Annotated in this window: 18 protein-coding genes; 6 read left to right on the top strand and 12 right to left on the bottom strand. The window is 65.4% G+C overall.

Features of this window, described 5'->3' with window-relative positions; all coding sequences use genetic code 11:
* The first annotated feature begins 102 nt into the window (after positions 1-102).
* From CDA09_RS09180 to CDA09_RS09160, 5 genes are all read left to right on the top strand, one after another.
* A complete protein-coding gene (locus CDA09_RS09180; RefSeq protein WP_121428341.1) occupies positions 103-894 on the top strand; it encodes a CoA-transferase subunit beta in 792 nt (263 codons plus the stop codon).
* A 29-nt stretch (positions 895-923) separates the two neighbouring features.
* The gene (locus CDA09_RS09175; protein WP_121428340.1) at positions 924-2,072 is read left to right on the top strand and encodes an acyl-CoA dehydrogenase family protein; all 1,149 of its coding nucleotides are present in this window, start codon (positions 924-926) and stop codon (positions 2,070-2,072) included.
* Entirely contained in the window at positions 2,069-2,962 is an 894-nt protein-coding gene (locus CDA09_RS09170; protein WP_121428339.1) for a CoA transferase subunit A, read from the top strand. Before CDA09_RS09175 ends, CDA09_RS09170 begins: the two co-directional genes overlap by 4 nt.
* A gap of 23 nt (positions 2,963-2,985) precedes the next feature.
* A complete protein-coding gene (locus CDA09_RS09165; protein ID WP_121428338.1) occupies positions 2,986-4,209 on the top strand; it encodes a CaiB/BaiF CoA transferase family protein in 1,224 nt (407 codons plus the stop codon).
* Between the two features lie 102 nt (positions 4,210-4,311).
* The gene (locus tag CDA09_RS09160) at positions 4,312-5,109 is read left to right on the top strand and encodes an enoyl-CoA hydratase/isomerase family protein (protein ID WP_121428337.1); all 798 of its coding nucleotides are present in this window, start codon (positions 4,312-4,314) and stop codon (positions 5,107-5,109) included.
* Positions 5,110-5,207: 98 nt separating this feature from the next.
* On the opposite strand, the gene CDA09_RS09155 is transcribed toward CDA09_RS09160, so the two are convergent.
* The 9 genes from CDA09_RS09155 to CDA09_RS09115 form a co-directional block, all read right to left on the bottom strand.
* Positions 5,208-6,260: an MBL fold metallo-hydrolase gene (locus CDA09_RS09155; RefSeq protein WP_121428336.1), complete on the bottom strand. Its 1,053-nt coding sequence runs from the start codon at positions 6,258-6,260 to the stop codon at positions 5,208-5,210.
* 133 nt (positions 6,261-6,393) lie between these two features.
* A complete protein-coding gene (locus tag CDA09_RS09150) occupies positions 6,394-7,533 on the bottom strand; it encodes a CaiB/BaiF CoA transferase family protein (RefSeq protein ID WP_121428335.1) in 1,140 nt (379 codons plus the stop codon).
* A 34-nt stretch (positions 7,534-7,567) separates the two neighbouring features.
* Positions 7,568-9,163, bottom strand: a complete 1,596-nt coding sequence (locus CDA09_RS09145; RefSeq protein WP_121428334.1) for an AMP-binding protein — start codon at positions 9,161-9,163, stop codon at positions 7,568-7,570.
* 60 nt (positions 9,164-9,223) lie between these two features.
* Positions 9,224-9,442: a hypothetical protein gene (locus CDA09_RS09140; protein WP_121428333.1), complete on the bottom strand. Its 219-nt coding sequence runs from the start codon at positions 9,440-9,442 to the stop codon at positions 9,224-9,226.
* A 68-nt stretch (positions 9,443-9,510) separates the two neighbouring features.
* Positions 9,511-10,458: a MaoC family dehydratase gene (locus CDA09_RS09135; protein WP_217351296.1), complete on the bottom strand. Its 948-nt coding sequence runs from the start codon at positions 10,456-10,458 to the stop codon at positions 9,511-9,513.
* A 187-nt stretch (positions 10,459-10,645) separates the two neighbouring features.
* Positions 10,646-11,587 (bottom strand): electron transfer flavoprotein subunit alpha/FixB family protein, encoded by a 942-nt coding sequence (locus CDA09_RS09130; protein WP_121428331.1) that lies wholly within the window; start codon positions 11,585-11,587, stop codon positions 10,646-10,648.
* Positions 11,588-12,349: an electron transfer flavoprotein subunit beta/FixA family protein gene (locus CDA09_RS09125; RefSeq protein ID WP_121428330.1), complete on the bottom strand. Its 762-nt coding sequence runs from the start codon at positions 12,347-12,349 to the stop codon at positions 11,588-11,590. It lies immediately after the preceding gene.
* Positions 12,350-12,723: 374 nt separating this feature from the next.
* Positions 12,724-13,674, bottom strand: a complete 951-nt coding sequence (locus CDA09_RS09120) for a PDR/VanB family oxidoreductase (protein WP_286164439.1) — start codon at positions 13,672-13,674, stop codon at positions 12,724-12,726.
* Positions 13,675-13,804: 130 nt separating this feature from the next.
* Entirely contained in the window at positions 13,805-15,061 is a 1,257-nt protein-coding gene (locus CDA09_RS09115) for a cytochrome P450 (RefSeq protein ID WP_121428328.1), read from the bottom strand.
* A 143-nt stretch (positions 15,062-15,204) separates the two neighbouring features.
* Here CDA09_RS09115 and CDA09_RS09110 point away from each other — a divergent pair, with 143 nt between their 5' ends.
* The gene (locus CDA09_RS09110; RefSeq protein WP_164844395.1) at positions 15,205-15,855 is read left to right on the top strand and encodes a TetR/AcrR family transcriptional regulator; all 651 of its coding nucleotides are present in this window, start codon (positions 15,205-15,207) and stop codon (positions 15,853-15,855) included.
* Between the two features lie 29 nt (positions 15,856-15,884).
* Here the strand turns inward: CDA09_RS09110 and CDA09_RS09105 are convergent, their stop codons facing one another.
* The 3 genes from CDA09_RS09105 to CDA09_RS09095 are packed head-to-tail and all read right to left on the bottom strand — an operon-like array spanning position 15,885 to position 18,930.
* Positions 15,885-16,340: a universal stress protein gene (locus tag CDA09_RS09105; RefSeq protein WP_286164438.1), complete on the bottom strand. Its 456-nt coding sequence runs from the start codon at positions 16,338-16,340 to the stop codon at positions 15,885-15,887.
* Positions 16,337-17,425 (bottom strand): Zn-dependent alcohol dehydrogenase, encoded by a 1,089-nt coding sequence (locus tag CDA09_RS09100; RefSeq protein WP_121428325.1) that lies wholly within the window; start codon positions 17,423-17,425, stop codon positions 16,337-16,339. Before CDA09_RS09100 ends, CDA09_RS09105 begins: the two co-directional genes overlap by 4 nt.
* Positions 17,426-17,451: 26 nt before the next feature.
* The gene (locus tag CDA09_RS09095) at positions 17,452-18,930 is read right to left on the bottom strand and encodes an aldehyde dehydrogenase (RefSeq protein ID WP_121428324.1); all 1,479 of its coding nucleotides are present in this window, start codon (positions 18,928-18,930) and stop codon (positions 17,452-17,454) included.
* Between the last annotated feature and the right edge of the window lie 279 nt (positions 18,931-19,209).

Raw genomic sequence — 19,209 nt, 5'->3', positions numbered from 1 at the left:
CCGCCGAACACTCAGCAAGGCCATTGACAGGGTGGTCGAAAGCTCATTACATTAATATCAATGGTTCAACCACTGATTTCTAAAACGCAACATACGGCGACGATGACAAATACTGAGTATTCGACTGGGGAGATGCTGGCGGTCCTCCTCGCAAGGGATCTCGCCGACGGCGAGCACGCGATCATCGGCACCAACTCCGACATACAGCTGGCCGCCTGCAACCTTGCCCAGCACCTGCAGGGACCTCGGCTGTCATGGATCTCCGGCCCGGGCGGCATGATCAGTCCGAAGCGCGACGAGCTGCTATCGACCGCCGACTACGAGAACATCGAATCGGCGGAGGCGTGGCTCGACCTGCCGAACATGATCGACTTCATCGACTGGAAGATCCATTTCTTCGACTTTGCGATCCTCTCAGCGCTGCAGGTCGACCGCTTCGGCAACATCAACACCGTCGTCCTGGGCGACCACGCAAAACCGAAACTCCGTGGTCCCGGCACGGTCGGGATCGCCGCGCTCACCGGCCTGAGCAAGCGCTTCTATGTCGTGCTCACGCGTCACGACCGCAGCGCCTTCGTCCCCAAGCTCGACTTCCTGTGCGGGCCGGGCCACCTCGACGGCGGCAACTCACGGGAAGAGTACGGCCTGCCGCCCGGCGGCCCGCGGCTCGTCGTCACGCCACTCGGCGTCTTCGACTTCGCCCCAGGCACGCGGGCGATGCGCGTGCGCTCGCTCAACCCTGGCGTCAGCCTCGCCCAGGTCATCGACGCGACCGGCTTCGAGTTGGTCGTCGAAGGCACGCCGCCCGTCACCGAGCCACCGAGCGCCGAAGAACTCCAACTGCTGCGCACCAGAGTCGACTCCACCGGGGTGCTTCGCAAGAAGTTCCCCTGACCCACACGAACCATCCACGGGAAAACATCATGCCTTACCACTTTACAGACACACACCTGGCCTTGCAGGACGCGATCCGTCAGATGGTCGATAAGGAGATCAGGCCGATCGCCGCGGAAATCGACGCGACCGACCGTTTCCCCGAGGAGCTCGTGCCGATCTTGGGCGACATGGGGCTGCTGCAATGCCTCGTCCCGGAAGAATACGACGGCCCGGGCGGCGACGTCACCTCCGTCTGTATCGCCCGCGAAGAGATCGCGAAGGCGTCGTCGTCGTGCGCGCTGCTCGCCGGCCAGGCCTCGATCGGCCTGATCCTGCCGCTGCTCCACTTCGGCACCGAGGAACAGCGCAAGCGCTGGCTACCCCTCGTCGCAGAGGGCCGCACCCTGGGCTGCGTCGCGATCACCGAGCCGGAGGCCGGTTCCGACGTCGGCTCGATGCGCACCCGCGCACGCCGCGACGGCGACAGCTACGTCATCAACGGCCAGAAGTGCTTCATCACTTTCGGCAGTGTCGCGCACTGGGCCCTCGTGTTCGCGCGTACGAACGGCGAAAAAGGCTTCGAAGGCATCAGCTGCTTCATGGTCGACACCAAGACCGCCGGTTTCCGCGTCGGCCGCAACGAGAAGAAGATGGGCCTCAATGGCATACCCAACGTCGAACTCTTCTTCGAAAACATGCGCGTGCCGGCCGAGAACATGATCGGAGAGGAAGGCAAGGGCTTCCTCGCGGCGATGCGCATCCTCGACATGAACCGCCCGACGATCGGCGCGCAGTCGGTGGGACTCGCCCAGGGCGCCTTCGACGTCGCGCTCGCCTACACCAAGGAACGCAAGCAGTTCGGCCGCGCAGTCGGGCAGTTCCAGGGGCTGCAGTGGATGATGGCCGACATGGCGATGCAGATCGAAGCCGCACGCGCCCTCGTGTATGAAACGACGCACCGCATCGACACAGGCGATTTTTCGCGGCTCTCCGAGATGTCGGCGATGGCGAAGTGTTTCGCGAGCGACATGGCTATGAAGGTGACCACAGATGCCGTGCAACTCATGGGCGGCGTCGGCTACATGAAGGAGTACCCACTCGAGCGCATGATGCGCGACGCGAAGATCAAGCAGATCTACGAGGGTACGAACCAGATCCAACGCGTCGTCATCGCACGCCACCTGATCGCGCTATGAGCACACAGCCCTCGAAAATCGTCTCCCTCGAGCAGGCCCTGGCCGGCGTTCCCGACGGCGCGTCGGTGGGGCTGGGCGGCTGGATCTTCACGTCCCAGCCGATGGCGCTCGTCCGGGAACTCATCCGCCAGGGCGCGAAGGACCTGGATCTCATCCCGACACCCGGCTCGATCGCGCCGGACATGCTCATCGGCGCGGGCCGCGCGCGCAGCACTGTGTGCGTGTTCCTGAGCTTCGAGCAATACGGCCTGGCGCCGCACTTCCGACGCGCAGCCGAGGCGGGCACGCTGAAGGTGCACGAGATGGACGGCCCGGGGATCGCCGGCGGCTTGCGGGCTGCGATCTGCGACCTGCCCTTCATGCCGATTCCCGACCTCGCGACCGACCTGCCGAAGGTCAATCCGCAGCACTACCGCACGTTGCCGACGCAACCGGGCGAGCGGCGGCTGCTCGCGGTGCCGCCCGTCCGGCCGGACATCTGCCTGATCCACGCGCAGCAGGCCGACGAGCACGGGAACGTGCAATTCATCGGCGCCCCGTTCTTCGACGTGATGCTCGCGCAGGCCTCGCGCCGCGTCGTGGTGTCCGTCGATCGCATCGTCTCGCACGACGTGATCCGGCGGAACAATCACCTGACGAAGCTGCCCGCGCACATGGTCGATGCGGTGGTCGAGGTGCCCTACGGTGCCCACCCGACCGCGAGCGCGAGCCTGTACCGCGCCGACGACGCGCATCTCCGCGAATACGTGAAGGCGAGCGGGAAACCCGAGAACTTCGCCGCCTACCTTGAGCGCTACGTCGGGAAGCCGCGCTCGAACGCCGAGTATCTCGACGAAATGAGCGCGTCCCGTCTCGCGGGCCTCGCGGTGTCGGAAAGCAACCTCGGGTGAACCAACAGTCAGGAGCATCGAGTATGAAAGATGAAGGCGCTTTGGATGGAGTCCGGGTGCTCGACTTCACGACCATGATGTCGGGCCCGTACTGCACCCGGCTGATGGCCGATCTCGGAGCCGAGGTGATCAAGGTCGAGGCCCCGGAGGGCGACTATGTCCGCATGCGCGTGCCGCTGCGTGACGGCAAGAGCACCTATTTCGGCCATCTGAACTGCGGCAAGAAGAGCCTGACGCTGGATCTGAAGCAGCCGGGCGCCCGCGACGTCGTGCGCGAGCTGGTCGCGAAGTGCGACATCGTCGTCGAAAACTTCCGCCCCGGTGTGATGGACCGGCTGGGGCTGGGATACGCGACGCTCGCCAAGATCAATCCCAAGCTCGTGTACTGCTCGATCTCGGGCTTCGGGCAGACCGGTTCGTGGGCGCAACGCAGCGCCTACGCACCCGTGCTGCACGCCGCATCGGGTTTCGACATGGCGAACCTTGGTTATCAGGACGGGATCGAGCAACCGCTCAAGAACGGCATTTTCATCGCCGACGTCCTGGGTGGAAGCCTCGCGTTCGGTGGCGTCCAGGCCGCACTGTACCGGGCCGCGCGCACCGGCCGCGGCGAGTGGGTGGACCTGTCGCTGATGGATTCGATGCTCGGCATGCTGGTCTACGAGACCCAGGAAGCGCAGTTCCCGTCCGACCACAAGCGGCCGTTGTACCAGCCTACGCGTGCGAAGGACGGCTTCATCCTGATCGCGACCGTCAACCAGAACAACTTCGAGGCGCTCGCGCGCGCGACCGGCCACCCGGAGTGGGTCGACGATCCCCGCTTCTCGAACAGCATCCGCGGCAAGAATAAGGGCAGCCACCGCGAACATAACTGGGGCACGCTGATGGCGCTCCTCGACGAGTGGGCGGGCGAGCGCACCGCGGAGGAATGCGAGGCGACCCTCAACGACGCCGGCGTCCCGTGCTCGCGCTACTTCACCGTGCGCGAGGCGATGAACCTGCGGCCGCTCGAGGAGCGCGGCAGCTTCGCGACGCTGGACGACGGCGCGGGGCCGTTCAAGGTCCCCAATCCGGCCTTCCAGTACCGGAACACGGTGGCACGTGCGCGGAACTACGTGCCGTCCCTCGGTGGCGACAACGACGCGGTACTTGCCGAAGTCTTGGGCTACTCGGCCGAAAAAATCGCCGAACTGCGCGAAAGCAAGGTCGTGCCTGGCGGCGCGGCGAAAAACGCCGTCCCTGCCTGAAACTACACAACCCGAACAACGCACCCGCCCCCGGTCGCGGGTCGGCGACCGGCCCCAATGCCCATCGGAATCTTCGATGAACTAGAAGGAGGAGTATCGGAAATGAACTACGAAAAATTCCAGACCCTGTCGTTCCGCAAGGTCGGCAGCGTCCTCGTCATGTCGCTGAACCGCCCCGACGCGCGCAACGCCGTCAATCAGACGATGCACACCGAGCTGTCACAGGTCTTCGCCGAGATCGCGGCCGACGACACCACGAACGCGGTCGTCTTCACCGGTGAGGGCAAGGCCTTTTCGGCGGGCGGCGACCTCGACATGGTGATGAACCTGACGACGGAGACGCTCGACAAGATCATGATCGAAGCGCGCAAAATCATCCTCGACATGCTCGAAGTGCCGCAACCGATCATCGCCGCCGTCAATGGCGCCGCGGCTGGCCTCGGCGCCACGCTGGTGTTGTTCTGCGACGTGATCTATGCGGCCGACACTGCAAAGATCGCCGATCCGCACGTGCTAATCGGCGTCACAGCCGGCGACGGCGGCGCCGCGATCTGGCCATCGCTCGTCGGCGTCGCCCGTGCGAAGGAATACCTGATGACCGGCGACAGCCTGAGCGCGACTGAAGCCGAGCGCATCGGGCTGATCAACCACGTCGTGCCTACGGACCAGGTCTTCGACAAGGCGATGGCGCTGGCGACGCGGCTGTCGAATGGCTCGCAGATCGCGATCCGTTCGACCAAGCGCGCGGTGAACAAGGCGCTGAGCCAGACCGTGAATCTGACGCTGGACCTCTCTCTCGCCTTGGAAAAGGAATGCTTCTCGACCCCCTTCCATAAACAGGCGGTCGCCGCCGTCGCCGAGTCGATCAGCTCCCGCCGGGCGAAAGTACAGGCGGCCTGACGCGGACGCACTAAGCAGGAAAAAGCCAGGGCCGGTGGAGCGATCCGCCGGCCCTGGCCTTTTCATTTCCGGCGCCACCAGCGTATCAGGACGCGCGCTCAGGCGGCGGCCGCGCAATACCAGGCAACGCCGTTCTCGATCCGGCAGGCGACGGCTTCACGGCGTTGCAGCAGGTGGTTGATGTGCGCCTGCCCCTCCCCCGTCGCGAGAATCAGGAGTTCGTACTCCAGGATCGGCCGTCCGAACAGGGGCGCGAACATATCCACGACGCGCCGCGGGCAATCCAGCGAGCTTCTCAGGGCGTCCAGCGAGGACGTGGTGGTGGTGGCGAGCTGGTCGAGGCGCGCATGCAGGCCGCGGAACGGCAGGTTGTGAGCCGGCAGCACGAGCACGTCGTCCGGCACCGTCTCCCGGATCCTGTCGATCGAATCGAACCAGTCGGCAATCGGGTCGCCGTCCGGCTCCGACGGCACGACCGACACGTTGGACGACGTCCGCGGCAGCACTTGGTCGCCCGAGATGAAGAGCTTCAGCCCGGGACAATGGAGACATGCGTGCTCCGGCGAATGCCCCCTGCCGACAACGACCCGCCACGCGTAATCGCCGATCTGCAGCGTCTCGCCGTCACGAAGCACGCGGTATTCACGCGGCGGCGGATGGATCAAGCGTCCAAAGCTGCCGAAGCGGCTGCGAAAGCGCGTGATCTGCTCGTCGGACCAGCCCGCCCTGCGGTTGAAGGCGAGGACGTCATCGGGCGCCTCGCGGCCGTCCTCGTCGAACATCGCGCAGCAAGCCCGGTGCTCGCGTTCGGTCATCGACAGGGGCGCGTCGAAACGGCGCGTGAGCCAGCCGGCCATGCCGGCGTGGTCGGGATGCAGGTGGGTCACGACGACGCGCAGGATCGGCTCGCCTTCGAGCGCCCCCGACGGTGACAGGAGCGCTTCCCAGTGGTCGATGGTTTCCTGGGTGTGGAGCCCGGCATCGACGATGGTCCAACCGCGCAGACCCGTTTGCGGGTCTCGGTCGCGGATGGCCCAGAGGTTGATATGTCGCGGTGCCATCGGCATCGGCATGCGCAGCCACAGCACTCCCGGCGCGAGCGCGATTGCCGCGCCCGGTGCGGGTGCGTCGGTCCAGGGGTAGTCAAGCATCGGCAGCACTCTGAATGGGGATGCGACCGGAGGGCGTCATGCGCCCTCCGGATGTTGTGCCGAACGGGAAACACGCCCGGTCGGCAATCTATTTATGACTTCTGATGGAACCAGGCCCTCCGCACGGCCGTGCTTATCGCTGTGGCCGTGGGGACACCTTCACCTGCGCGATCGCGCGCTCGGGAATGCCCCATTCGGCAAGGACCGCCTCCGAATCCGCGCCCACGCACGCCGGCTTCCTGCCCGCCTGCCCAGGCGTCGCGGAAAAGCGTGGCGCCACGCCCGGCTGCAACTGGCCATCGATCTCGACGAACGTGCCGCGCGCAAGGTTGTGCGGGTGCAGGGGCGCCTCCGCGAGATCCAGGATCGGGGCGACGCAGGCGTCGGTGCCTTCGAGCAAGCGGCACCATTCGTCGCGCGTGCGCGTGGCGATCAGTTCCGCCAGCTTCGCCTTCATTGCCGGCCACTCCGCCGGATCGTTCTGCTTCGCGAGATCCACGCTGGAAGCCAGCCCCAGCTTCTCAATCAGCAAGGCATAGAACTGAGGCTCGATCGCGCCGATGCAGATCCATTTTCCGTCCGCACAGCGGTACGGAACGTAAAAATGCGCGCCGCCGTCGAGCAGGTTCGTCGCCCGCTCGCCCCATTGCCCGGCTGCATGGAATTCGTAGTACAAGCCCATAAGCGAGGCGGCCCCTTCGACCATCGAGCAGTCGATGACCTGCCCGCAGCCGGTCTGGCGCGCGTGCAGGACCGCCGCGAGCAGCCCGAGGCCGAGATACAGCGATCCGCCGCCGAAATCGCCGGCAAGGTTCAGGGGCGGCACCGGTTGCTCCTGCGTCCCGATCGCCGCCAGCGCGCCACTCAGTGCGATGTAGTTGATGTCGTGGCCGGCGGTCTGCGCGAGCGGGCCGGTCTGTCCCCAGCCGGTCATGCGACCATAGGCGAGCTTCGGGTTGCGCGCCAGCACGACATCCGGCCCCAGCCCCAGGCGCTCCATGACCCCCGGCCGGAAGCCCTCGATGAGGGCGTCGGCACGCTCGAGCAAGGCCAGGCAGACTTCGATGGAGGCGGGATCTTTTAGGTTGAGCGCCACCGAACGGCGCCCGCGCGTCAGCAGATCGGGGGGGTTTCCGGCCTGATCGGCACGGTCGATGCGGATCACGTCCGCGCCCATGTCGGCGAGCAGGCTGGCGCAGAAAGGCGCCGGCCCGATGCCGGCAAATTCGACGATCTTCAGGCCCGTCAGCGGCCCGCGGCGTTCGTTCTTCATTGTCTCGGTTTCCTCCAGTCGGGAGCGGACGCGGTCATGCGACCGCTTTCTCAACAGCTTCGGCGCGGTCCCACGTGCCGTCGGCAATGCCTTCCGACCGCAGCACCTGTCTTTGCACCCGCATCGTCGATTGCGTCTTGGGCAGCTCGTCGAGGATGCGTACGTAGCGCGGCACCGCAAAGCGGGGGACCCGCTCCTGCAGGTAGGAAACGAGTTCGAGCGGATTGATGTGTTTGCCGGGTTTCGCCACGACGGCGATCAGTACCTCCTCATCGCCTAGCGGCGAGGCAACACCCACGGCTGCGGCTTCGGCAATAGTCGCGTGCGTGAGGACGGCCGATTCGAGTTCGAACGACGAGATGTTTTCGCCACGGCGGCGGATCATGTCCTTCGATCGATCGATGTAGTAGTAGTAACCCTGCGCATCCACCCGGAACAGATCGCCGGAATGGAACCATCCGTTCCGCCAGGCTTTCACAGTCGCCTCCGGCGCCCCCTGATAGCCCGTCGTGATCATCCACGGATCGCGCCCACGGACCACCAGCTCCCCGACTTCGCCCGGCCCCACCGCGTGGTCGTGCGGATCGACCAGCCTCACCTCCAGCCCTTCAACCGGGCGGCCACAACAGCCGGCATGCGCGGACATGGCGTGATCGGGGGGCGTCACCAGCGTGATGCCGGTCTCGGTCATGCCGTAGGTCGCATACGTGCGGAAACCGAAGCGGCGCCTGAGGGCGTCGGTTTCCGGCAGCAGCGGGTTGATGAGCACCAGTTCGAGCGGATTGTCCAAATCGTCCGGGCTTTCCGGCACGCTCGCGAGGAATCGCGCCGTCGCGGCGAACAGGAGCGTCCAGGTGCAGCCGTGTTCGCGGATGTCGTCCCAGAACGACGACGTCGAGAAGACATCGCGAACCACGGACCGCCCGCCGGTGAGCGCCGCAGAATAGAGCGCGTCGCGCCCCGACAGGTGGTACGCGGAATATGGAAAGTAGAAGACCTGATTGGGCCCGCGCTCGAACGTCAGACCGTAGGTCGCCGCGGTGTGGTGCAGCAGGGCCCACGGGATCTCGACCGCCTTCGATACCCCCGTCGTTCCCGACGTGTAGAGAATGCACGCGATATCGTGCGGGAATACCTGCGGTTCGCCGTCGCAACCGCCCGGCGGAGCCGATTCGGGCGATGCCGTGACGATCTTCACGCAGCAATCCGCGCCGAACGTCTCGTTCGGCGCATCGTAGACGAGGATCGTCTCCACGCCCGTCCCGTCGATGACCGCGAGCGCCTGCTCGAGGAACTTCCGCGCGAGCACGACAACCTTGGCGGACGACACGCGCAGCGCGTGCCGCAGCCACTCGCCGCGGAACTGGTTGTTGATCGAGACTTCGACCGCGCCCGCCGCGGCGCAGCCCATCCATAGATAGGTACCCTCGAGCGATTGCGGGGCCAGCGACGCGACGCGGTCGCCCGGCCGGACGCCATTCGCTTCGAGCCAGCCTGCCCAGCGCCTTGCGGAATCCCAAAGCTCGCCCCAGGTCACCGAGCCCTGGCCGATCGACACCAGCGCGATCTGGTCCGGCACATTCAGCGCATGCTGGTAGGCCAGCCGCGGCAAGGTTGCATGTATCTCCATTTGTCCTCCTTCGTTCTTGTAGTGAAACCGTCTCTCCGTCGGTCCGCGCCGCGCGTCCGTCTAATGCACCATCGAGAACACGATGGAAACAAGCTCGACGTAGCTCTTGCACAGCAGGAAGGCGAGGCCGGCAGCGAGCAGCGCGACAAGCGGTGCCATCCACCCCATTGCAGGCCACAGCAGGACCGCAGCACTCAACCCGAATGCAGCCGAGATCACCCATGCGCCAAGGGTCCCGAAGCGCAAGATCAGTCGAATCGCAAAGAATCTATCGTTCATTACCCCTCCTTGACGGTCCCGGTGCGCCGCTGCCGGGCCCCTGCGGATTGAAGAACCGGCTGCCGCCCTTACACCTCGGCCCTGCCGTGTGACAGCACGACGACGTTACGCTCGAGCGCCCGTACCCGGAAGGCGACCTCGCCACCCTCGCGCCAGCATTCGACGCGCAGCGTCTCGCCGGGATACACGGGCGCGGACAGACGCCCGCGGATCGAGCGAAGCCGCAGCGGGTCGTAGTCGCAATACAGTTCGAGCAGGCCCCGGCACGCCATGCCGTAGGTCGCGAGCCCATGCAGGATCGGCTTCGGGAAGCCGGCCTTGGCCGCAACTGCGGGGTCGATGTGGAGCGGGTTGAGATCGCCGCACAGGCGATATAAGGCAGCGGCATCTGGGCGGGTGGCCAGATCGACTACCGCCTCGGGCGGCCGGTCCGGCGTCGGCGGCAATCCGGTAGGCGCCTCGTCGCCGCCGCCCGCCAACGAAAACCCGCCATCGCCACGGCAGAACATTGCCTGCTCGGCCGTGGCAATCAGCTGCTGCGTCGCCTCGTCGTAGAGCTGCTTCTCGATGTACAGGATCGCGCCCCGTCCCGCGCCCTTGTCGACCACCCTCACCACGCGACTGCGGCCGATCAACGTCCCCTGCGGCGGCAGCGCCGCGTGCAGTCGCACGCCCTGCTCCGCGTGCACGATCTTGAGGTGGTCGATGCCGAGCTCGGCACGGTCGCGCATCCAGAAGCCGGGCGACGCGAGCACGGCGGCCATCGTCGGCACGACCGCGAGCTCCTTCTCGTAGATGAAGCGCAACTGGCGTCCATCCAGCGGATCGGCACCCACGCCTAGCGCGAGTGCGTAGAGGATCGAGTCCTTGGTCGTGTAGCTGTGCCGGACGTCGCCGGATTTCCAGTCACGGGTCTTGCCGTAATTGAGCATTTCGATGTCCTCGCATCGAGGCCCCGGCACGCGCCAGAACCAGGTCGCATCCTTCGTCGCAAGGCGTCGCAGAGCATTCGTCACGTATTCGCGCGCTCCGACAATCGCACCAAAAAATCAATGGTTCAACCACTATAATGACTCCCATTGCGGGCGTCAACGCTTCGAATATCGAGAATCTGCATAGCATCGGACCGGGTTAGGACAAAAAAAAGCCCGCGACCGAAATGGCGACGGGCAAAGAGGAGCCAGCGTGGAGAGAAGATTGTCCTCAGGCGGAGGGCGCAAGCTCGGCCGTCAATTCGGGCACAAGAGTGAAGAGATCGCCGACGATTCCGTAATCGGCAACGTCGAAGATCGGCGCCTCCGGATCCTTGTTGATCGCGACGATCACACGCGAATCCTTCATGCCGGCCAGATGCTGGATGGCGCCGGAGATCCCCACCGCTATGTAGAGCTGCGGCGCAATGACCTTGCCGGTCTGCCCGACCTGATAGTCGTTCGGCGCGAAGCCTGCATCGACGGCCGCGCGGCTCGCCCCGATCGCGGCACCGAGGCGGTCGGCAAGAGGCTCCAGCAGCGCGTGGAAGTTTTCGTCGCTGCCCATGCCGCGCCCGCCGGACACGACGATCCTGGCGCCACCCAGTTCCGGTCGTGCCGATCTGGTCAATTCGCGGCCGACGACGCGCACGCGTCCGAACGCAGGCGCGGCCGCGATAGTCTCGATCGCCGCGCCCCCACCCTGCTCCGCCGCCTCGAAGGCAGTGGACCGCACGGTGATCACCTTCACGGCGTCGACGGATTTCACTTTCGCGAGGGCGTTGCCGGCATAAATAGGGCGGACGAAGGTGTCCTCGGACTCGACCGCAACAATCTCGGAGATCTGCGCCGAATCCAGCGACGCCGCCACGCGCGGCGCGACGTTTTTGCCGAAGCCCGAAGCCGGCGCAAGGATGTGGCGGTAACCCGTTGCATTGGCGACGACGAGAGCCGCGAGGTTCTCGGCGCCGCCATCGGCGTAATGCGGCGCATCCGCATGCAGGACCGTTCTCACGCCGCCGATCTGCGCCGCGGCCGCGACGACCGCCGCGCAATCGCTGCCGGCCACCAGGACGTCGACATCGCCGCCGATCCGGCGGGCCGCCGTAACCGTATTCAGGGTCGCGGCCCGGATGGCTGCGTTGTCGTGCTCTGCAATTACCAAGATCGCCATTCAGATCACCGCCGCTTCGTTCGTGAGTTTGGCCAGGAGCTCCTTCACGTCGCCCACCTTGACGCCCGCGCTCCGCCGCGCAGGCTCCGACACCTGCAGCGTGAGCAGGCGCGGAGCGATCTCCACGCCCAGCTCGGCCGGCGATACGGTCGTGAGCGGCTTCTTCTTCGCCTTCATGATCGACGGCAAGGTCGCATAGCGCGGCTCATTGAGCCGCAGATCGGTCGTAACGAGCGCCGGCAGGTCCACTTCCAGCGCTTCCAGTCCACCGTCGATTTCGCGCGTCACACGAGCCACGCTGCCATCGATGCCGAGTTTCGACACGCAGGTTGCCTGCGGCCAGCCGAGCAGCGCCGCGAGCATCTGCCCGACCTGGTTGGCGTCATTGTCGATCGCCTGCTTCCCGCACACGACGAGCGCTGGCTGCTCCTGCTCGGTCACCGCCTTCAGCAGCTTCGCGACCGCCAACGGCTGCAGTTCCGCATCTCCCGTTTCGCCGCACTCGACCAGGATGGCGCGGTCCGCACCGATCGCCAGCGCCGTGCGCAGGGTGTCCTGGCACGCCACCGGGCCGCAGGAGACGGCCACCACCTCCGTCGCCACCCCCGCCTCCCTCAGACGCACGGCCTCCTCGACGGCGATCTCGTCAAACGGATTCATGCTCATCTTCACGCCGCCAAGATCGACACCGCTACCGTCGGCCTTGACCCTGACCTTCACGTTGTAATCGACCACCCGCTTCACCGGTACCAGTATCTTCATCTTCACTCCATTAACGGCAGTATTGCGTGGGTCGACCGGAGCACGACGCGCCAACCCCGGGCCCAGTCTGATCGTTGCGCCGCCCCACACTGCCTGCGGCCGAGTCACGGGCGACGTCGATTCATCCTATCATTGGTTGAACCTTTAATGCAATCACGAATGTTTGCATGTCCGGCTGGAGCGGCCGCAAAAGAAACGAGGCGAGTGTGCGCATGCACACCCGCCTCGTCTTTCTCACCCCAGCAATTCCGTAACGTTCGGGCTCAGCCTGTCGAAGCCCGGCGGAGCCTCCTTGGACCAACGTCGCTATCGAAGCCGAACGATTTAGGGCAAACGGTTGGCGCTCTATCTATTGCTCTATCGATTTCGGAGACTCAGAGATCGAGCACGAGCCGCCGGCTCTTCGACCGCGAGCAGCACGGCGTGAACTGGTTGTTCGCCGCCCGCTCGGCCGCGCTCATAAGGGCGTCGCGGTGTTCGGGAACCCCTTCGACGACGCCGGTGAGGCAGGTTCCGCATACCCCCTGGTCACAACCGGTCGCAATGTAGACGCCGTTATCGGCCAGCACGGAAACGACGCTGCGATCGGCCGGAATGGTGAAGACTTTGCCGCTGCTGGCGATCTCGACCTCGAACTCCGCGCTCGCGGCTTCATCCGCCGCGGTTTCCGGGGCCTTGAAGTACTCGCGATGAACGTAGTCGTCGGCCCATCCCTTGCGGGCCGCGGCGTCCAGTACGTGATCCATGAAACCAGTCGGGCCGCACACGTAGACGTGGGTATCGTGCGTCGGGCTTGCCAGCACCTCGTCCGCGACGAAGCGCAGCGCCTGCGGCTCGTCGTCGAAATAGCAATGCGCCCGCGACGCGAATCGCGACTGCGCGATGCGCTCGACAAACGCCGCGGCGGTGCGTGAGCGAGCACAATAATGCAATTCAAAGTCCGCCCCCTGGTCGGCGAGCTGCTCGGCCATGCACAGAATGGGGGTGACCCCGATACCGCCCGCGATCAGGATCGTTCGGCCGGCCGGCGCCAACGGAAAGAGATTCCGCGGCATGCCGACACGGACGCGGTCGCCCTCCCGCAACTTCTCGTGCAGCGCTACAGACCCGCCCTTCGAGTTCGGGTCGCGCAGCACGCCGATCACGTAACGCTCGCGCTCGCGCGGATGGTTGCACAGGGAATACTGCCGAACCAGACCGTCGATATGGACGTCGATATGCGCCCCCGCGGAAAACTCGGGCAACGCCCCGCCGTCGGGCAGGCGGAATTCGATCGAGCAGATGTCCGCCGCCTCGCTCCGCTTGCCTGTCACGAGGACTTCCAATGATTGTTCGCCACGCACGTCCGCTTGCGCGGCTTCGCTGAGTGTCATAGTGCTCATGCTGAAAGCTGCCTATTCAGAGATCGACCGGAGACTGCCCGCGGGCCCGACCCATTGCGGGACCGCAGACGCCTTACGCCGTAACCTTGCTCATGCTGTAGCGGATCGGAAGATGCTTGAGCCCCTGGACGACGAAGCCCTTGTAGAAACCGGGCGTGCCATCGAGCTCGAAGCGATCCACGCGGTCGAGCAGCTCCGCGTACAGGGCGCGGATTTCCATCTTCGCCAAGTGCAGGCCGAGACAGGAATGCACGCCCGAGCCGAACGCAATCTGGCGGTTCGGCGAACGGTCGATGCGGAATTCGTGCGGATTATCGAAGACGTCCTCGTCGCGGTTGCCGGACGGGAAGCACAGCATCAGCGAATCGCCGGCGCGGATCTGCTTCCCGCGGACGATGGCGTCCACCTTCGCCTCGCGCATCATGTGCTTCACCGGGCTGACGAAGCGCAGGATTTCGTCGATGGCCCCCGGCATCAGCGAGCGGTCCGCCCGCAGCCGGGCCATCTGTTCGGGGTGCTGGACGAGCGCCAGCAGGCCGCCCGACGACGTCATGCTGGTCGTGTCGTGCCCCGCGGTGGCAATGGTGACGCAGTACGAGAGGGCCGCCAGCTCGCTGATCGGTTTTCCGTCCACCTCCGCGTTGGCAATCACCGACGACAGGTCATCGCGCGGGTTGGCGCGGCGGTCCGCCAGCAGCTTGCGGAAGTAATCGAACAGGCCCTGTGCCGCGCGGATGCGCAGCTCGTTGCGCGGCTCGGTCGTCTCCACGTCGTCGTCGGTCGGGGCCGTGATCATCTTGCTGTAGTACAGCATCTGATCCTCATCCTCGGGCGGCACCCCGAAGATGGTCATGATGATGCGCAGCGGGTAGCGCGCAGCGACCACCTCGCAGAAGTCCGCCGTGCCGCCCTGGCGTTCCAGGCGATCGACGAACTCCCTCGCCACCTGCGCAATCGCGCCTTCGAGCTTCTTCAGGTTGGCGGGCATGAACCACGACTGCGCGACGGCCCGATGAGCGCGATGGTCCATGCCATCCATGTGCAGGATGGTCTCGAACACGTCGGGTTTGCCGCCAGTCACCGCACGGATCTTCTCTTCCTCGGTACGGCTGCGCAGGGTCGGGCGCCCGGCATTGAGGAAGATGTCATTCTGGCGCTCGACCTCGCGGATGTCCTCGAGCTTGGTGATCAGCCAGAACGGACGGTAGTCCTGCGGCTCGACCCAATGCACGGGGTCGTCGCGCCGCAGGGAATTGAAGATCCGGTGATAGAGCGCCGAATCGGCGTAGGTGGCAGGCGTGCAGATCAGATCGTCGATTTTCGCTTGCATGTCATCCTCCTGAGGGGGTTGTGGCTGATTGTTAGCAACCCTTTTTATACGCTGTATAATATATGGGGAATTTCACCCATGCAAGCCATTGGTTCAACTTTAGTAGAATCACTCAAACAACAAAATCAACACCGGGCCCATTCATGACCAGCGAGAGCACAACCCCGAAGCCCCGTACCCGCAAGTACGGGGATATCAGCAAGGACGAGATCGTTGCGGCGGCGCTGCGCATCATCAAACGCGACGGCGCACCGGCCCTGTCGATGCGCTCCCTGGCCGCCGAACTCCAGGTGTCGACGATGGCGGCGTACTACTACGTGGCCAACCGCGAGGCCCTGATCGAACTGCTGCTCGACAAGGTGTACGCGGGGATTACCGTGGCCGGCATGCAGGGCACGCCGGATGAGCGCATCCACCAGTTGCTCTGGAAAAGCCGGGCGCGGATGAAGGAATACCCCGGCCTCGTCCTGCTGGGGGCCGCCGGATACGGCGGCAGGGAGATCCTGCGCCTGCGCGAGGAGGCGCGCGCACTTTTCAAGGAGGCCGGCTACAGCGACGAGTACGCCGAAGTCGGTATGCGCACCGTCAGCCTGTTCCACTACGCGTCATTGATGGTCGAGCCGAGCGTGAAGGGCAACGCTCGGCAACAGAGCGAGCAGGACTTCGACGACGGCCTCACCGTGATCCTCGCCGGCCTTCGCGCGCTGGCCCTGCCCGGTGCCCCGCACCCTCATCGCGCGCCTGGCGTGACGGCTCCGGCCAAAGCAAAAAAAATACGGGCCAACGGCCCGTAAAGAGGAGGGAGCAACACACCAATAAAGACTTATCTGTACACGAGGACGGGCAGCTTCGAATTCGCCAGCACAGCCTGGGTCACGGACCCCAGCACCAGACTGCCGATCCCGCCACGGCCATGCGAGGCCATGATGATGAGGTCGCAGTTGCGCGCAAGGGCGGTTTCGATGATCTTCTCGTACGGTCGATCGGAAGCGCAGAAAGCGCATTCGTAGGGCAACGCCGCATCGCGGGCCGCCGCGGACGCGCGCGACAGCAGCGCTTGCGCCCGCTTCTCCATCGTCTCCTGGTACAGCGTGGGATCAAGCACCTCCATCAGCGCCGTCTCGCCGTAGAGCGACGACGAATAGTCCGGATGCGCAAAGAAGAAGGTGAGCTTCGCCCGCTGCTCCTGCGCGAAACGCGTGGCGCGCTCGGCGGCCGCGACCGCCAGATCGGAGCCGTCGACCGGTACTAGAATATGCTGAAACACGGCTTGCCTCATCCGTTCGGGAGCACGACGCTGCGCACGACCTCGCCCGCCTTCATCGCGTCGAACGCCGCGTTCACGTCTTCGAGGCCGATGCGCTTCGAGATCATCGACGCCAGGTCGAGCCGCCCGCGTTCGGCGAGTTGCACCAGCAGCGGGAAGTGCTCGCGCACCTGTGCGGAGCCGTAGAACGAACCGACCAGGCGCTTCTCCTGGATGAACAGCGGAACGATCGGGATCGACACCGTCGCGTCGGCCTTGGGCATGCCCACGGCCACGGCCGTGCCGTGCTTGCGCAGGGAATTGAAGGCCGTCAGGAGCAGTTCCGGGATACCGACGACCTCGAACGCATAGTCCACGCCCCGGCCGCCGGTCGCGGCGATCAACTGCTGCGCGACGTCTCCCTGGGCCGGGTCGATCGCGTCCGTGGCACCGAACTTCATCGCCAGCTCGCGCTTTGACGCGAGCGTATCGACGGCAAAGATGCGCATCGCCCCGGCGATGCGCGCGCCCTGGATGACCGAGAGCCCCACGCCGCCGCATCCGAACACGGCCACCGTCGAACCGGGCTTCACTTCCGCCGTCCACAGCGCGGCGCCGACACCGGTCGTCACACCGCAGCCGATCATCGCGAGTTGCTCTGCCGGCAGTTCGCTCTTCACCGCCACCAGCGACAGCTCGTTCACCTGCATCATCTCGGCAAACGTGCCCAGCCCCGCCATCGTCGGCACTTTGGCCCCGTCGTTGCGCAGCGCATGCCGCGAGGAACGAATGCCCCACGATTCGTCGCAGTGCTGCGCCTCGTGCCGCACGCAGTGATAGCAGACGCCGCACTGCGGTGCCCAGCTCATGATGACCCGGTCGCCGGGCTTGCAGCGCGTGACGTTCTTGCCGATTTCCAGCACCGTCCCGGCGCCCTCATGTCCGAGCACAATCGGTGCCTGGCTCAACGTCAGACCTTTCGCCGCCGACAGGTCGGTGTGGCACACCCCTGCCGCATCGGTCCGCACCAGCACATCATGGGGACCCAGCGGGGGAAGCGACAGGTTTTCGACCGAGACCGGCTCCCCGATGTTGTTGCAGACAACAGCTCGCACCATGGTTTTCTCCCTTCAGTCCGTATGGATCACAGCTTGCCGGCGGCGACGTCGGCCGGCGACAGCTGAATCGCCTTGGTTTCGAAGAATCCGTCGAGGCCTTCCGGGCCGAGTTGCCGGCCGATGCCCGACTCCTTGAACCCGCCGAAAGGCGCAGCGATATCGAGATTGAACAGATTGACGCCGTAGTTGCCGGTACGCACGCGGCGCGCCACCTCGACGCCACGTTTCGGATCGCTCGTCCACACCGTCCCCGAAAGGCCGTAGGTGCTGTCATTGGCGATCGCGATCGCGTCCGTCTCGTCGTTGTAGGGAATCAAACTCAGGACCGGCCCGAAGATCTCCTCGCGGGCGATGCGCATGTGGTTCCCGACGTCGGCGAACACCGTCGGCTCGACGTACCAGCCGCGCGTCAGGTGGGCCGGACGGCCGCCGCCGAGCATGAGCCGCGCACCTTCCTCGCGGCCGGCCTTGATGTAGCTTTCGACGCGGGTCCGCTGGCGTTCCGCGATCAGCGGCCCCATGTCGGTGTCGGGATGGCGGGGGTCGCCCATCTTGAGCCTGGCGACGCCGGACACGAAGGCCTCGACGATCTCCGCGTAACGGCTGCGCGGTACCAGCGTGCGGGTCTGCCCCACGCAGGCCTCGCAACTGTTCATCGTGGCCGTGCGGACGATCATCGGCATCGCCTTGTGCAGGTCCACATCCTCGAGGATGATCGCCGCGGACTTGCCGCCCAGTTCGAGGCTGTAGCGCTTGAGCCGCTCGCCGCACAGCGATGCGATGCGTCGTCCGGTGGCCGTGCTGCCGGTAAAGGCAATCTTGTCGACGCCCGGGTGCGTGACGAGCGCCTCGCTCGCCTCACGGTCGGCCGGAACGATGTTCACAACCCCCGGCGGCAGCCCTGCCTCCTCGCAGGCTTGCGCCAGTACGTAGGCGTGCAGCGGGGTTTCGGGCGACGGCTTCAGCACGACCGTACATCCGGCCAGCAGCGCCGGTGCCAGCGGGAAGAACGAGATCGCCAGCGGCGCGTTCCACGGCATGATCAGGCCAACGACGCCGATGGGCTCCTTGCGCACGATGAAGGGGTTGTCGTACCCCTGCCGCCGCTCCTCGAACGGATACGTCTCGCCCAGTTGTGCGTAGTAATCGATGATCGACAGGGCCTTGTCGACCTGATAGACGCAATTCTTCGCCAGCGGCTGACCGCCTTCGTCGCTCGTCACTTCGGCCAGTTGCTGGCGCCGTTTCTTCAAGGCGGCGCCGAACGCGCGCAGGTAGGCGATGCGTTCCGTCACCGTGGTGCGCGCCCACGCCGAAGCGGGACCCTCGAAGGCCGCACGGGCCGCCTGGACGGCCCGGTCGATATCGGCAGGCGAGCACGACGGCGCGCGCCCGATGATCTCCTCCGTGGCCGGCGAGCGGACCTCGAGCACCGCGGACGCCGCGGGTTTTACCCATTGTCCGCCGATATAGAGAGCTTCCTGGATGTACTGCGCAGCCTGCATCGACGTCTCCTTTATCTGTTCAATTCGACCGGCCCACGGGCGGCCGGTTGTCTTGCTGTATTTGATCGCCCCCGGGATCCCGGACGGAGGAACCCACAGGGGCGCAACGATGCGATGTGCGAACAGTATCGAACCTCTGGCTACACGTCAACAAATGTTCAACCATTCACACATTATGGCCGCCAGACGGGCACGGCTCCCCAATCCGTTGCGCGAAGCTCCCGACAATGCGGGGCCCTGAGGCCTGTCGCCGAAACGGTTCACGATGCAATGGAAGCA

The organism is Azoarcus sp. DN11 (assembly GCF_003628555.1).
Lineage (GTDB): Bacteria > Pseudomonadota > Gammaproteobacteria > Burkholderiales > Rhodocyclaceae > Aromatoleum.
Note: the sequence above shows the minus strand (reverse complement) of the source record. Positions and strands in the feature narration are given on the sequence as shown.